The organism is Streptosporangium sp. CA-135522 (genome assembly GCF_050949235.1).
Taxonomy (GTDB): domain Bacteria; phylum Actinomycetota; class Actinomycetes; order Streptosporangiales; family Streptosporangiaceae; genus Streptosporangium.
In genome coordinates this window covers 10,220,507-10,234,149 of record NZ_CP192026.1, presented here as the reverse complement: position 1 = coordinate 10,234,149, position 13,643 = coordinate 10,220,507, and the positions used below count along the sequence as shown (strand labels likewise).

16 protein-coding genes, 2 tRNA genes and 1 other RNA gene are annotated in these 13,643 nt (G+C 68.2%); 8 read left to right on the top strand and 11 right to left on the bottom strand.

The window, feature by feature from the left end; all coding sequences use genetic code 11:
- Positions 1–72: 72 nt before the first annotated feature.
- The 5 genes from ACQPYK_RS48015 to upp form a co-directional block, all read right to left on the bottom strand.
- Complete coding sequence (locus tag ACQPYK_RS48015; protein ID WP_433247984.1) at positions 73–762, bottom strand: FadR/GntR family transcriptional regulator; 690 nt, start codon at positions 760–762, stop codon at positions 73–75.
- Between the two features lie 108 nt (positions 763–870).
- On the bottom strand, positions 871–2,229 hold the full coding sequence (locus ACQPYK_RS48010) for a tetratricopeptide repeat protein (protein ID WP_433247981.1): 1,359 nt from the start codon (positions 2,227–2,229) through the stop codon (positions 871–873).
- 132 nt (positions 2,230–2,361) lie between these two features.
- Entirely contained in the window at positions 2,362–2,892 is a 531-nt protein-coding gene (locus ACQPYK_RS48005; RefSeq protein ID WP_012895669.1) for a PH domain-containing protein, read from the bottom strand.
- A gap of 287 nt (positions 2,893–3,179) precedes the next feature.
- A complete protein-coding gene (locus tag ACQPYK_RS48000) occupies positions 3,180–3,410 on the bottom strand; it encodes a hypothetical protein (protein ID WP_433247977.1) in 231 nt (76 codons plus the stop codon).
- Positions 3,411–3,547: 137 nt separating this feature from the next.
- Positions 3,548–4,186 carry a uracil phosphoribosyltransferase gene (upp, locus tag ACQPYK_RS47995; RefSeq protein ID WP_433247974.1) on the bottom strand — a complete coding sequence of 213 codons (639 nt, stop codon included), beginning with the start codon at positions 4,184–4,186 and terminating at the stop codon, positions 3,548–3,550.
- Between the two features lie 165 nt (positions 4,187–4,351).
- Here upp and ACQPYK_RS47990 point away from each other — a divergent pair, with 165 nt between their 5' ends.
- The 5 genes from ACQPYK_RS47990 to ACQPYK_RS47970 all read left to right on the top strand — a co-directional run bounded on the left by ACQPYK_RS47990 (position 4,352) and on the right by ACQPYK_RS47970 (position 6,323).
- Positions 4,352–4,861: a tRNA adenosine deaminase-associated protein gene (locus tag ACQPYK_RS47990; RefSeq protein ID WP_433247971.1), complete on the top strand. Its 510-nt coding sequence runs from the start codon at positions 4,352–4,354 to the stop codon at positions 4,859–4,861.
- A 16-nt stretch (positions 4,862–4,877) separates the two neighbouring features.
- A complete protein-coding gene (locus ACQPYK_RS47985) occupies positions 4,878–5,369 on the top strand; it encodes a tRNA adenosine deaminase-associated protein (RefSeq protein WP_433247968.1) in 492 nt (163 codons plus the stop codon).
- 47 nt (positions 5,370–5,416) lie between these two features.
- Positions 5,417–5,881, top strand: coding sequence for a tRNA adenosine(34) deaminase TadA (gene tadA / locus ACQPYK_RS47980; protein WP_433247965.1), 465 nt, complete (start codon positions 5,417–5,419; stop codon positions 5,879–5,881).
- Positions 5,882–5,922: 41 nt separating this feature from the next.
- Positions 5,923–6,012: transfer RNA gene (locus tag ACQPYK_RS47975), tRNA-Ser, on the top strand.
- A 77-nt stretch (positions 6,013–6,089) separates the two neighbouring features.
- A complete protein-coding gene (locus ACQPYK_RS47970) occupies positions 6,090–6,323 on the top strand; it encodes a hypothetical protein (RefSeq protein WP_433247962.1) in 234 nt (77 codons plus the stop codon).
- A gap of 32 nt (positions 6,324–6,355) precedes the next feature.
- Here the strand turns inward: ACQPYK_RS47970 and ACQPYK_RS47965 are convergent, their stop codons facing one another.
- The 3 genes from ACQPYK_RS47965 to ACQPYK_RS47955 form a co-directional block, all read right to left on the bottom strand.
- A complete protein-coding gene (locus ACQPYK_RS47965) occupies positions 6,356–7,351 on the bottom strand; it encodes a hypothetical protein (protein WP_433247959.1) in 996 nt (331 codons plus the stop codon).
- 455 nt (positions 7,352–7,806) lie between these two features.
- Complete coding sequence (locus tag ACQPYK_RS47960) at positions 7,807–8,700, bottom strand: LLM class flavin-dependent oxidoreductase (protein ID WP_433247956.1); 894 nt, start codon at positions 8,698–8,700, stop codon at positions 7,807–7,809.
- Positions 8,701–8,994: 294 nt separating this feature from the next.
- The gene (locus ACQPYK_RS47955; protein WP_433247954.1) at positions 8,995–9,129 is read right to left on the bottom strand and encodes a hypothetical protein; all 135 of its coding nucleotides are present in this window, start codon (positions 9,127–9,129) and stop codon (positions 8,995–8,997) included.
- 778 nt (positions 9,130–9,907) lie between these two features.
- Between ACQPYK_RS47955 and ACQPYK_RS47950 the strand changes: the two genes are divergently transcribed.
- Together ACQPYK_RS47950 and ACQPYK_RS47945 are read left to right on the top strand one after the other, a co-directional pair.
- The gene (locus ACQPYK_RS47950; RefSeq protein WP_433247951.1) at positions 9,908–11,377 is read left to right on the top strand and encodes an Ig-like domain-containing protein; all 1,470 of its coding nucleotides are present in this window, start codon (positions 9,908–9,910) and stop codon (positions 11,375–11,377) included.
- Positions 11,378–11,507: 130 nt separating this feature from the next.
- Complete coding sequence (locus ACQPYK_RS47945; protein WP_433247948.1) at positions 11,508–11,678, top strand: hypothetical protein; 171 nt, start codon at positions 11,508–11,510, stop codon at positions 11,676–11,678.
- A 128-nt stretch (positions 11,679–11,806) separates the two neighbouring features.
- Here the strand turns inward: ACQPYK_RS47945 and ACQPYK_RS47940 are convergent, their stop codons facing one another.
- From ACQPYK_RS47940 to ACQPYK_RS47930, 3 genes are all read right to left on the bottom strand, one after another.
- Positions 11,807–12,109 carry a type II toxin-antitoxin system VapB family antitoxin gene (locus tag ACQPYK_RS47940; protein WP_433247945.1) on the bottom strand — a complete coding sequence of 101 codons (303 nt, stop codon included), beginning with the start codon at positions 12,107–12,109 and terminating at the stop codon, positions 11,807–11,809.
- 70 nt (positions 12,110–12,179) lie between these two features.
- Entirely contained in the window at positions 12,180–13,037 is an 858-nt protein-coding gene (gene ypfJ / locus ACQPYK_RS47935; protein WP_433247943.1) for a KPN_02809 family neutral zinc metallopeptidase, read from the bottom strand.
- A gap of 309 nt (positions 13,038–13,346) precedes the next feature.
- A tRNA-Ser gene (locus ACQPYK_RS47930) sits at positions 13,347–13,435 on the bottom strand.
- Positions 13,436–13,518: 83 nt separating this feature from the next.
- On the opposite strand from ACQPYK_RS47930, the gene ffs reads away from it, so the two are divergent.
- An RNA gene (gene ffs / locus ACQPYK_RS47925) (signal recognition particle sRNA small type) lies at positions 13,519–13,614 on the top strand.
- Positions 13,615–13,643: the final 29 nt, after the last annotated feature.

Below are 13,643 nucleotides of genomic sequence, written 5' to 3'. Positions count from 1 at the left end.
CGAAGGGCTCCCCTCCCACGTGGGAGGGGAGCCCTTCGCCGTCGATCGGGGGAAGGCTAGATCGGGGGAAGGCTAGGAGGACAGCTCCTGGGCCTCGGTCAGAGCGATCAGGATGTGCTCCATGCACGCGTGGCCGGCGCGCTCGGCGGCGGACACGTCGCCGGCCGCGATGGCGCGGGCGATGGCCTCGTGCGGGATGTAGGTGCTGTTGAGTGAGGTGCCCGCGGCGGTGATGCTGGCCCGCAGGGCGACCGAGAAGTCCTCGTAGAGGTCGATCAGCACACGGTTGTGGGTGGCTTGGACGACTGCGACGTGGAAGGCGAGGTCGGCCTCGACGAACGCGTTGGGCTCTCCGAGCTCCCAGGCTCGCTCCCGTTCGGCCAGGGCGGTCTCGATGCGGACGATGTCGGCCTCGCTGCGCCTGGTGGCGGCCAGCCGGGCGGCCTCCACCTCCAGCGCACGCCGTACTTCCAGGATCTCCAGCTGTTCGGCGGTGCGCAGCCGCCGCAGCATGGCTCCCGACAGCTCGCTCGTCGCGCGGACGTACGTGCCATCGCCCTGGCGGCACTCCAGCAGGCCGGCGTGGGTGAGTGCCCTTACCGCCTCGCGCACGGTGTTGCGTCCGACCCCGAGCTGCTCGGCCAGCACGGTCTCGGTGGGGATCTTCGCGTGCATCTGCCAGGAGTTCGAAGTGATCTGCTCTTTGAGCTGATCGATCACCTGGTCGACGAGGGACGCTCGCTGCGCCGTACGCAGACTCACAGTCCGCCTCCTCCGGGGAAACCAATCATCCTATGAGTCAATGACTGGTCGACCCTAGTTATTCCGGAGGTGGAAAAACAAATCCGGAGCGCCGACAGGCGGTTATCTTTACCGAATCAGCGCCGAATCGACCGTCACACCCACCATCGCACCCCGCACTCCGGCGGCTTCGAGCGCCTTGCGATATGCGCTCGCCTGCTCCTCTCCGGCACCGATGTGGCTGTAAAGATCGCCCAACTCACGCCAGACCCGTGCGGCTTCCCGGTCGGGATTGGAGTTCGCGGAACGCATGCTGGTGAGCAGTTCGTGCGCGCTGCGCAAGATGGCCGCGACGTCGCCTTCGCCACGGCTGAGCGCGACCTGGGCGAGGACCAGGTGTGCGGTGGCCGCCGTGGCGTTGGCCCGACCGACCAACATGTCGAGGGCGGAGCCGGCCAGACCGGCCGCGCCGTCCGGATCGCCGCTCCTGAGCTGGACGTAGGCGAGCACCACCAGGCTCCTGGCGTGATCGTGAAGCCTGTCGGGGAACGTGCCAAAAACCTCCCGCGCGGCGGTCGCGAGCTCGTGGGCCTCTTCCAGCGGCTCCTCGCCGAGAGAGGCGGTCAGGCGCGACCACTCCATCGCGATACGGGCGAGCCGGAAGGACATCCGGGCCGGACGCCCGGTCGCGATCGCGTCGTCGGCGAGGCGGACGGCCAGCGCCGAATCCTCACCCTCGGCCGCGACGACGCTCGCGTCCCACAGGGAGCGGATCTCGGCGAGGCGGTTGGCCACGGCTGGGACGCCGTTGACCGACAGGACATGCCGGACGTAGGACAGGCCGGGCGAATCCGGCCCGCGGGTGGCCTCGGTCTCTACCAGAGAGGCGGCCAGATCCACGGCGATCTCACCCTGGGACAGGGCCAGCCGGTTCACCTGGGCAAGGGCCTGGGCCGCCAGGTCGTGGGCGCGCAGGGTGTCTCCGGCGTACTGGTAGCAGCGGCTCAGCGCCACCGTCAGCGGCAGGTCGGCCAGCCGCTCGGGGTGGGTGGCCGCCTCGCGGCGGAGCCGTTCGAACGCCTCCACCGCCGGGCCGATCCTGCCCTGAGACTCCAGAGCGCGGGCCCGGCCGAGCCGCGCGTGCGCGGCGAGCATGGCGTTCTCCTCGCCGGCGACCTTGACGATCTCGCCGAACCGCTCGGCCGCGGTGGCCGGGTCGCCGTGCTGAAGCTCCAGCTCCGCGTGGCGAAGGCCCAGTTCGGTGTCGATGCGCTGGCGCGGCTCGATGCCGTGCAGCAGAAACTCGGTGGTGCACCCCAGCCGTTCGGCGAGAAGGCGCGCGACAACGGGAGTCGGCGTGCGCTTGCCCGACTCGATGAGGGAGACGTAACTGTCGGAGAGGTCAGGCCCTGCTAGCTGGGCCTGAGACATGCGCCTACTCAGCCGCAGTCCACGGACGCGGTCACCGATGGTTCCCTGACTCGGCATCTGATCTCTCAGGGCGGGGGATGGTCAATGTTCCCGCCATGATTGCATGAAGCAGTCGAATCGGGTAACCCCACGTGAAGAATCCTCAGATGGACTCTTCCGTAGCCCTACGTCATAAAGGACACAGGGGTATTAATCATCCGAGTCGTTTCCTCCGGGGAACAGCATCTGGCAGACCTCGAGGTAGAGGGTCTCCGGATAGGGGATATAGGTCACCGTCGATAATGCCTGATCTTGACCGGCCGATTCCAGGACGAACTCACCGTAACCCAGCATCCGGCCGAGCAGTGAGCGCTGGAAGCTCATATCGGTCACCTTGCCGAGCGGCATCATCGCGACCTTGCGCGTGATGAGGCCGGTGGTGAGCAGCATGCGCTTGGAGGTGACCACGAAGTAGTCGACCGACCACTCCGCCACCTTCCACACGAAGCGGATCAGCAGCAGGAGCCATGCCCACCAGACGATGACGAGCGCGCCGCCACCGCCCTGGTCGCCGAACCACTTGCTGAGCAGTCCGGCGAGGATCAGGCCGCCGAAGACCTCGGCGACCGGACGAAGCAGTACGGCTGGGTGGCGCCGCACCATGATGACCTGGTGTTCGTGGGGGAGTAGGTAGCGGTTGACCGACGAGGGAGCTGAGTCCCCGTGGGTCACCAGCCTCATGACAGATGAGAAACGAATTGGGCCAGCGAATTGGCCGCCGTGTATACCGTGTCCATGGCCCCCCGAACTGCGTTCGCAGCGTCACCTGGTCGTGTGAACAGGAAAAACGCTACGAAGGCGGCACCGCCATACGTTAGAACCTTCTTGACCTGCACTGCGGCCTCCTACTACCACTGACCCACTGCACCCGCCGTATACATTACCCACGCCAAAGGCGGGGTAAAGCGCATCGACCCATCGCGATCTCGGCCCGTCCCGAAGACCTGCTCGGAGCGATGTGACCTTCATCACCCGCGCTCGCTCGCGACCAGCGCGAGGACCTCGAGGTGTTTGCGGGCGATCCGCTCGACCAGCCCGGGATGGGCGTGGCCGGTGACCTCCAGCGCGCCGTAATGTGCCGCCTCTATGCAGCGGGTCACGGTGGTCGCCGGGTGGACTTCGGAAAACTCATCTCGCAACGCGGCGCTGACGTCCTCGTAAGGATCCGGCTCCGCATCGGGGATGACTCGCTCGCTCATGGTTCTCCCTGGTGTGCGCCCGCGACCCCTCGGGCCGGGGACACAGAAGAGATGTCTTCATCACTATCGGTACCCACATAAGCACACTCTGTAACGGAGAAATAGCGAAACGACCCTCCCTTGGGGAGGAAGATTCCTTAAACGACCCCGTAAAGGCGGTCGCCGGCGTCGCCGAGCCCGGGAACGATGTAGCCGTGCTCGTTCAGCCGCTCGTCCAGGGCGGCGGTCACCAGGCGGATCGGCTTGGCGCTGCCGGCGAAGACCTCGTCCATGTGGGCGATGCCCTCGGGGGCGGCCAGCAGGCACAGCGCGGTCACGTCGTCGGCGCCACGCTCGAAGAGGAACTCGATCGCCGCGGCCAGGGTGCCACCGGTGGCCAGCATCGGGTCGACCACGTAGACCTGCCGGCCCGACAGGTCGTCGGGCAGCCGGGTGGCGTAGGTCTCCGCCTTCAGCGTGGACTCGTTGCGGATCATCCCGAGGAAGCCGACCTCGGCCGTCGGCAGCAGGCGGGTCATGCCGTCCAGCATGCCCAGTCCCGCGCGGAGGATCGGGACCACCAGCGGGTAGGGCTGGGCCAGCCGCACGCCCCGCGCGGCGGCGACGGGAGTCTTCACCGTCACCTCGGTCGTGCGGACCTGGCGGGTCGCCTCATAGGCGAGCAGCGTCACCAACTCGTCGGCGAGGCGCCGGAAGGTGGGCGAATCCGTGTTCACGTCCCGCAGCACGGTCAGCTTGTGGGCCACCAGGGGGTGGTCGACGACCAGGGTCTCCATGGGCGTCAACGGTATCCCGAATGGCTGCTCAGGGGATAACAGGCCGCACGCGCGGAGCAGGGCCGACCGCGCGGATTTGATCACAATTTGGTCGGAGGGGCGTACGGTGATGGGCTGGTTCTGAAAGCATTGACATCCGTAGAGAACACATCGGTGGGGATGACCATGGCAGACGAAGACTCGCTGGACTTTGCCATCGTGGTCTATCGCGAGGACGACACCTGGGAAGCGGAGCTGCTCCCGGTGTCGCTCACCTCGGATCTCGACGGCCTGATCCACGCGCTGCGCCAGCAGCCCAGCATGAACGGCACGATTGGCCTGGTCGCCGTGGGGGATGAGTTCTTCGTGGCGTTACGGGTGTTCGGTGAGCGGGTGGAGGTCTTCCTCTCCGACATCGCCGCGTCCTGGGACTTCCCGCTCGCGCAGCAGGCGCTGGAATACCTCGACGTGCCGGTTCCCGACGAGGACGAGCTGGAGGCGATCCTCCAGGACGAGGAGACGGCGCTCCCCGCAGGAGATCTGTCGATCTTCGCCGACCTGGGCCTCGACGAGATGGAGCTCGGCATCCTCTCCGGGGACATCGACCTGCTTCCCGAGGACGTTCTGTCCAGCATCGCCGCGCGGCTGGGGTTCTCCGAGCCGTTCGAGCGCGCCATCGACTCGGTGTTCGGCTGACCTTGGGAGATCGGCCATGTCCTCCAAACCATCCGGCAACAACGTGTTCTCGGCAGCCTTCGTCCGCACCGCGGACGGATGGAACGGCGCGGAGGTCGATCTCAGCGCCGCCGAGATAGCCGACGACCTGGGCGACGCCGTCCAGGAGCACCTCGGGCTCAACGGCGACGAGCTCGCCCTGCTCTGCGTGGAGGTGGAGGACGAATGGTTCGCCATCGTCCGATATCAGGGTGACCAGGAGCCCCGCACGTTCCTGTCCGACGCCCAGGCCGGCCTCTCCGACGCTCTCGGAGAGCTCTTCACCGAATTGGCCGGGGTCGCTCCCGACAAGGACACTCCCGATCTGGGCGTACGGCCGGCGGGTGACTTCGAGCTCCTGAACGACCTCGGTGTGAGCTCCGACGAGCTCATCGAGCTCAGCATGGAGGAGGGCGTGCTGCCCGCGGACACGCTCTCGGTGATCGCCGAGCGGCTGGCCTTCGCCGAGGAGCTCGATCGGCTGCGGTGACGGATACGGATTCTGCGGTGACGGGCCGCGAGGTGACGGACCCCGAGATGACGGATTACATCCCGCAGATGCGACTCGCCCTGGCGCAGGCCGCCGCGGCCGGAGTCCGCGGCGAGGTGCCGGTCGGTGCGGTGGTCCTCGACCGGGACGGCTTCGTGCTGGGGCAGGCCGGCAACGACCGGGAGTCCCTGGCCGACCCCACCGCGCACGCGGAGGTCCTCGCCCTGCGGGAGGCGGCCCGGGCCCGCGGGGAGTGGCGGCTGACCGGCTGCACGCTGGTCGTCACGTTGGAGCCCTGCACGATGTGCGCGGGAGCGTCGGTGCTGGCCAGGGTCGATCGCATCGTCTACGGCGCGGCCGACGCCAAGGGCGGGGCCGCCGGCTCGCTGTGGGACGTGGTCCGGGACCGTCGTCTCAACCACCGGCCCGAAGTCGTCGGGGGAGTGCTGGCCGACGAGTGCGCCGGCGTCCTCACCGAGTTCTTCGCCGTTCGCCGGACGCGCGAGCAATAGCGGTTATCGAGCAATAGCAGTTATCCGGTAAGCTGCTCCGCGGTGGAGTCGCCTAGTGGCCGAGGGCGCACGCCTCGAAAGCGTGTGATGGGGCAACCTATCCGTGGGTTCAAATCCCACCTCCACCGCCACTATGAGAGCCTCTGACCTGCGAAAATAGGTCAGGGGCTCTTCGTTTATCAAGATCATGGGGGCACGGTCCTCAATCTTGAGATGCGGTCCCCGGTGGCGGTGGTGCTCACCTGCCGCTCCGTACGGCAAGAGCGATGCGGCGCTGCGGACGATCCGGATCCCGGACAGCGTCGTGCTCACGCTCAAGCGCCGGATGAAGGGCGTGCCCGACCGTGAGCTGATCTTCACCGCGCCTCGGGGCGGAGGGCGACGTGCCCTCGGCCGTCTTCACACGCCGTCGACCGGCGACAACTCCCGCTCGATGGCGTAGCGCGTGGTCGGGATCGCGATATCGGCTGAACTTCAGACCGCGGCGGGCCCATCGGGCCCCCACCTGACGAGCGTCGCCTGGTGGCCGAGCTGTATGCCGGTGTCGGGGTCGATCTTGAAGGCACCGAACAGCGTGGTCGTCTCCAGCTCTGTGGCAGCCGACCACAAGGCGTCGCGTCCCGTGCCGCCGGCCGCCGCGCAGTGGGTCGCGATGGTCGCGGCGGCCGCCGCCTGAACGGCTGGATAGTCGGGGAGCACCCCGGCGCGGTCCCGATAGGCGGCCAGGAAGTCGGGCTCACCGATGCCCAGCTCGGCCGGGCCTGCGGCGCCTGGGAACCACTGCCCGACTCCGTAGACGCCGCGGGGGTCGTCGAGTGCCTGACCGAACTCGCGGACGCCTGCCGCTACCGCGCACACCACCTGCGGCGGCGTAGGCAGTGACCTGGCCTGCTCGATCGTCTCGATGTCCTCCTCGAAGGCGCCGGCACAGAACAGGGCCCAAGCGTCTCCGGCCGACTGCGGTAAATCGTCTCCGGGGCCGAGCCGGACCGTGTCGATTCCAAGGGAACGCGCGATCGCCTCGGCGCCGGCTGCCACCTGCCGGCCGAAACCGCCCTTGCCCTGGACGATCCGCACGGTGAGCGCTTCGGCGCCGGCCAGGTGCCGCAGGAACGGCTCCGCGTATCGGCTGGTAGGTGTCAAGACCGAGACGACGTGTTCAGGGTGGGCCGCCTCGACGTCGTCACCTGACCCGCCGTGGTTCCAGATCAAGCGGCCGAGCTCGGTGGCGATATTGCCGGCTCTTCGCATCAGCTGGGTCGAGTAAGGGCCGAGCAGGATGTCGCACTGATCCGACAGCCTGCGGAGTGAGACCTGCAGGACCGCGGGGTCACTCCGGTCGTCCTCGATCACCAGATCCAGCGCGCTGTTCGAGGCGTGCCAGATCTCCAGGCCGAGCCGGGCCTGAGTGCCGAACCGGGCGTGCTTGCCCGAGAGGGACAGGCAGGCACCGACGGTGAGCGTCGTCAACGCATCTTCACCTCGTATCGGAACACGTGGCTGTCTGCGGCCACGATCGAGGTTATCCATGTTCGGCTGCTTCAGCCGGTCATGAGCTCCTGGTTTCCGGTCGATGCCCTCGTTAACCGATGGGCTGGTGGTACGACAACTCGTAGAGGTGGCCACCCTTGATCAGAACCGAGACTTCTACGGTCGGTTGGCGTCGCTGTAGATCACTCGAAACTGCCGGAACACCGGGACCCCACCTTCCGCCAGGGGGCGGCCGATCACGCCGCCGACTTCCGCTGAGGAGAACCCCTCCCGGGCCGTCGATCGCCGATCCGTCGACACGCATCGGCGATCTTGGCCTGGGAAGGTTCCGCGGTCCGGTGGGAGACGGGCTCCGCGGCCGGATGCGACCACCGGGAACAGCCTGGGCGGAACTCCGCCTCTCGGAGGCGGGGGTGTACGCCGGTGTGAGTGGATCAGTTCTTTTCGAGCAGGGCTCGCGCGGCGGGCACCACGTCGGTGGTCCAGGCGGCGATCTGGGCCTCGTCGGCGTGTTCGGGCCAGTAGACGAAGGAGTCGAAGCCGACGTCGGTGGCGAGGTGGGCGATGACCTCGGCCCACTGCCGGGCGGAGGCGCGGATGGGTGCGGCGCCTTGCAGGGTGACGTCGCCGGGGGTGTCGGTGATGTGGCCGACGAGCTGGGCGATCCGGGTGATGCCGGAGGGACTGCGCCCGGCGTCGAGGGCCGCGCGGTCGATGATGTCCTGGGACTCGCGCCACTTCTCGTAGGGCAGGTAGGAGGGGATCGGGGCGGCCCAGCCGTCGGCGATGCGGCCCGTCTGGGCGAGGGCGCGGGGGCCGACGCTGCCGAGCCAGATGCCGACGGGGTGGGCGGGGGCGGGCCCGGCCTGGATGCCGTCGACCGTGTAGTGCTGTCCGGTCACCCTGACGGTGGTGCCCGGGATCCACATCGCCCGGATGATCTCTATTCCCTCCTCCAGCGCCGCCTGCGCCGTGCCGGGAGTGTGGGCGGGGCCGCCCATGGCGGTGATGGCCTTCTGGAAGCCACCGGCGCCGAGACCCAGCTCGAACCGGCCTCCGCTGAGTAGGTCGAGGGTCGCCGCGGCCTTGGCGATGACACCGGGACCACGGAGCGGCAGGCTCGCCACATCAGGAAATATCCGGATCTGGGTGGTGTCGGCGAGAAGCGTGGCGATGAGGCTGAAGGTGTCGGCCAGGCCCGCCGCGTAGGGGTGGTCCTGGACGCCGAGGAGGTCGAGCCCCTCCCGGTCGGCGCGTCTGGCCAGCGCGCGGATCCCGGGCAGGTCCCCGGCCGAGGGGTTGAGCTGGACGCCGAATCGATAAGTCATGTCATCCCACCGGGAATGGTCTCAAGGAGCGGAGCAGGGGCGTAGGAGAGCAGGACGACGTCGAGATCGACGCGGACGCGGTCGCCGACGCTCGGAATGCTCAACACGGGCAGGATCTTAGGGCGGATATCGAAATCGCCCAACGCGATGGTGGCGGCCGCCGCCCCGGCCGGAGACAACTTCCTCGTCCGCGGGGAGCGGTGGCACCTGGCCGACGCGCTCGCCGAGGTCGCCACGATGCTGGGCGAGGCGGAGACCACGCCGCCGGGCGAGAGCGCCCGACGACGTCACCGACTACTGCGCGAAGAAGATCTGGGCGCAGGCCGCGGCCGCGTTCAGCGGGCCGGTGATGACCTCCTTCCACGCCTTGGGTGAGGGGATGCGCTTGTCCGCGTGGTCCGCCCAGCGCGCCCTGGTCGAGCTGCACAAGGCGGGCAGGGTGCGGCTGTATCGGTATTTCGCGGCTCCAGAGCGGGGTCGACCCGGCGCAGCTGCACGAGAAGGCTGGCTTCCACCTGGTCCTCGTCGGCCCGCGCCCCGACGGCGAAGGAGAGGCGCCGCGGCTCGCGGTGATCGTGGACCTGTGACCTGATCCCGTCGTAGGGGTGCGCGAAGGGTGCTGGGGACCCGATCCTGACAGGTACGGGGGATGAGGAACATCCGTGTCAGATCGTGCGCTAAGCGTGATCCGTCCGCGCGTGGGCGGCGCCGGCCGGGACCGGCCGCCAGAGCCGCACGCCCGGTCGGCTGGCCGCCGGGCGCAGGGCGGGCCGCGCGGCCGCGGGTCGCCACTGCCCGTGATAGTCGCACCGCAACCAGCTGAGCGCCGTCAAGAACTCGGCAACACAGCCCCGCGGTCTACGCGACCGCTACCACGGCTGACCTGCAAACGCTGTCGCGACTCAGGGTCTGGCGCACATTTCGTGAAGGACCCTGCCGGTCCCGCAGGCGGATCACCATGACCTGCGCCGACAGACCAACCAGACACGCTTCGGTCGCCCGGATCCACTGGTTTCACGGACTTTGAGCCAGAACCGCGACTCATGTACAGAGTCACCAGGACCGGTCATCGCCCCGTTGCCGCTCGTCATCCGCGGTACGACACGGAATCTCCATGATGGCTACTGAAAGAAATTCTCTGATTACTATCAGTAATATCACCGTGGATTTGATCTTGAACGTGTTCCCACGATAGATCGGGAGTTCCATGGCGATATCACAACGGCCCAGGTCCGCGCTCACCACGCTTGCCTGTGCCCTGACCACGCTGCTGGCCGCATGGGTGACCCCGGCGGTAGCCGACACCGATGCGCACACCGGCGCTACGACGCGGCAGGCCACCACACAGGCCGCCGCACCCTGCGTCCGGCACGGACAGCACAACTACCCCGTCGACTACTACTGGAAGAACGTGTTCGGCATGAGGCTGGGCAACGGATCGGTGGCGGTCACCACCTCCCCGTCCCTGTGGGGCGGGCAGATCGCCCCCGGCACCACCTTCACCCTCACCCTGACCCACCGCACGGCTCGCTGGCCACTGCTGGTCAGGACCTACACCACCACCTGGGACCTGTCGTCCCTGCGGGCCAGCGCCGACATCGTCGGCCAGTCCGGGACCGGCGTCATCAACGGCAACACCCTGTCGATCACCTCGCCGGGCACCAAGACCGACCCCGTCTCCAAGACCATCACCTTCCAGGTCAGGCAAGGCACCGTCGGGCGCAGCATGACGATTCGGCCGAGCGGGATCAGCAGCGTCATCGCCTTCCCGGGCCAGCTCGGAAACAACGCCTCCGCCCCGCCGATCCACATCGTCAACGGCCAATCCATCTCGCCCACCAACGCCGCCGACGACACCGCCACCACCACGGAGGGCACCGCCGTCACCGTACCCGTGCTGGCCAACGACACCGCGACCGCGCCGACGATCACCAGCGTCACCCAGCCCCGCCACGGCACCGCGACGATCTCCGGCAACACCGTCATCTACACGCCCAATCCGGGCCTGGGCGGCACCGACACCTTCACCTACACCATCACCACCGCCTGCGGAACTGCCACCGCCACGGTCACCGTCACCGTCACCTGCGTCCGCGAGCCCATCAACCTGGTCAACGGCAGCTTCGAGACCCCCGTCGTGCGCCGGATCGACTGGAACATCCCCGACGCCTCCATCAACCCCGCCGTCGGCTGGCACACCACCGCCTCCGACCACAAACTGGAGTTCTGGAACAGCTCCAGCGGCATCCCGGCCGCGGACGGCCAGCAGTTCGCCGAACTGAACGCCAACCAGGTCTCCACGCTCTACCAGGACGTCCCCACCGTTCCCGGCACCCAGATGACCTGGTCGCTGTATCACCGAGGCCGTCTGGGGACCGACGTGATGCGGGTGCTCATCGGCGCCCCGGGCGCGACCGTACCCCAGACCCCGACCGGAGCCTCCTCCCCGGACATCTCCGACGACAACACCGCCTGGGGCCACTACAGCGGCACCTACGTCGTGCCCGCCGGGCAGACCGTCACCCGATTCGCCTTCGAGTCGGTGTCGGCCGCCGGAGGCCGCCCGACGTTCGGCAACTTCCTGGACGGCGTGGTCTTCCAGACACCGCCCTGCCAGCCCATGACCGAAAGCACGGCGAAAGCGGGCCGAGCCCACAACGCGCGCCGAGCCCGGTGACCATCCCGTCCTGAACGCCCCCGGGTCGGCCCGTGCACCTGCGGCGGGCCGCCCCCGGGGGCACGTCACCGGGCCCCGGTCAGGGTGAGCCGCCCCCGGATCCGCTGTTCCTCAACCCCGGTTCCGGCCCATGCTCGGCCGGCGCAGCTTCGGCGACGACGGCGCGGGCGGCCGGTTCGCCTTCGGCGACGACGAGTTCGGGGTGGGCTTCGGCTACGTCGCCGACCGGATGATCGGCCATGGCGAAGCGCGTGCCGACCGGCTCATCGCGGCAGCACGGGAGTGCTCGACCGGCGGATGAGCCATACGGGGCGCTCGTGGGTGGAGAGCCGTGCTTGGGAACTGCTGGTCGTGCCGGGCGAAGTCGGGAGGCCGGGAAATCGGGAGGCCGGGCCGAATGCCGGGGCAGCGGTCCGGCCAGGCAGATTCTCAGTCGCCCGGAGGAAGGTCCAGGACGCGAGCGTGCAGGACGGAGCGCTGGTGCAGGGCCGAGCGCAGCGCGCGGTGCAGGCCGTCCTCCAGGTAGAGGTCGCCTCGCCACTGCACCACGTGCGGGAACAGATCGCCGTAGAACGTGGAGTCCTTCGCGAGCAGGGAGTGCAGGTCGAGCACCGCTTTCGTGGTGATCAGCGTGTCGAGCCGGACCTGTCGCGGTGGTATCTGCGCCCACTCGCGATGCGAGAGGCCGTGCTCGGGGTAAGGCCGTCCATCACCGATCAGCTTGAAGATCACACTATGTAGTTTAGGAGAGATTCCGACCCTTTGCCTGCTGTGCCGCTCTCATTGCAGGTCAACGGTCTGTTCAGATGCCACCGGAGAAGGTGTCGCACCTGCGGGGATCACCGCTCTCGTAACCGGTGGTGAACCACTTGACACGCTGTGCCGATGTTCCATGGGTGAAGCCCTCCGGGTTGACCCGGCCCTGGGTCCGCTCCTGGATGCTGTCGTCGCCCACGGCCGAGGCCGCGCTGAGCGCCTCCTCGATGTCCGTCTTGGTGAAGGGCTTCTCGAACAGGCCGGTCTCGTAGGCGTTCTTGGCCCACGCACCGGAGTAGCAGTCGGCCTGCAGCTCCAGCCGGACCGAGCCGCTCTCCGGGCCCTGCTGGTCACCCTGGGCCCTGGCGTTGGTGCCGAGCAGGTTCTGCACGTGGTGACCGTACTCGTGGCCGATCACATAGGCCTGGGCGAACGGGCCGCCCTTGGCGCCGAACCTGCTCTCCAACTGCTTGAAGAACGACAGGTCCAGGTAGACCTTGCGGTCGGCGGGGCAGTAGAACGGGCCGACCGAGGAATCGGCGGCGCCGCAGCCGGTGTTGACCTGGTCGGAGAACAGGACGGTCTTGGCCGGCTCGTAGTTCTGCACGGCCTTGGGCCAGTAGTCCTGGACGCTGTTGACCACGCCGACCACCCGGCACTCCTCGCTCTGGTCGGCGTCCTGACCGGTCTTGCACTGTGCGCTCAGGTCGGAGCTGGGGCCGACCGGGGCCGGGTCACCGCCCCCGGTGATGTCTCCGGGGTTGACTCCGAATATCAGCGCCACGATGAGCACGAGGATTCCAGCCGCACCCCCGCCGACCGCGAGGCCGCCACCGGGAATCCTCCCCCGGCCGCCGCTCTCGACCTGCGAGCTGTCCAGCTGGGCATCGTCCTTGAAATCCATCGCCGACGTCCCTTCGATCCGCTTAGGACCCTCCGACTGCCCGCAGGAGGGCCGGACATGCAGGCGGGCTCGGGGACGCGTCCCCGGAGGGAGACATCGCGGCGTCGTGGCCATCGATCCGGTGGCCGGTGGACCGCGCGTCCGGCACCGCCTCGCCCCGTCTCGCCGCGCCCGATCGGACGAGCCCGGTGAACAGGCGAGACCCGCCCCGTTGACTGTCTCAGACATTCCCCGAACGGCCTCGTCTACGCCGCCCGGCGGCAACGCGAGAGGGGCCGGACCGCGGCATGCGGTCCGGCCCCTCTGAGGTGGCGGAGGATAGGAGATTCGAACTCCTGAGGGGTTGCCCCCAACACGCTTTCCAAGCGTGCGCCCTAGGCCAACTAGGCGAATCCTCCGTGGAGAAGCTTACCGAACTTTCAGCGGTGCGTGGACCACATATTCGGGGCCCCGAGTACTCCGTTCAGCGGCTAGACTGTGCCAGGACCCCTCGCGCGGCGTCATCCTGTGAACCTCCCCAGGGCCGGAAGGCAGCAAGGATAAGCAGGCTCTGTCGGGTGTGCGAGGGGTCTCTTCGTTTCAGGCCCCTCGCAGGTGGGAGCGTCG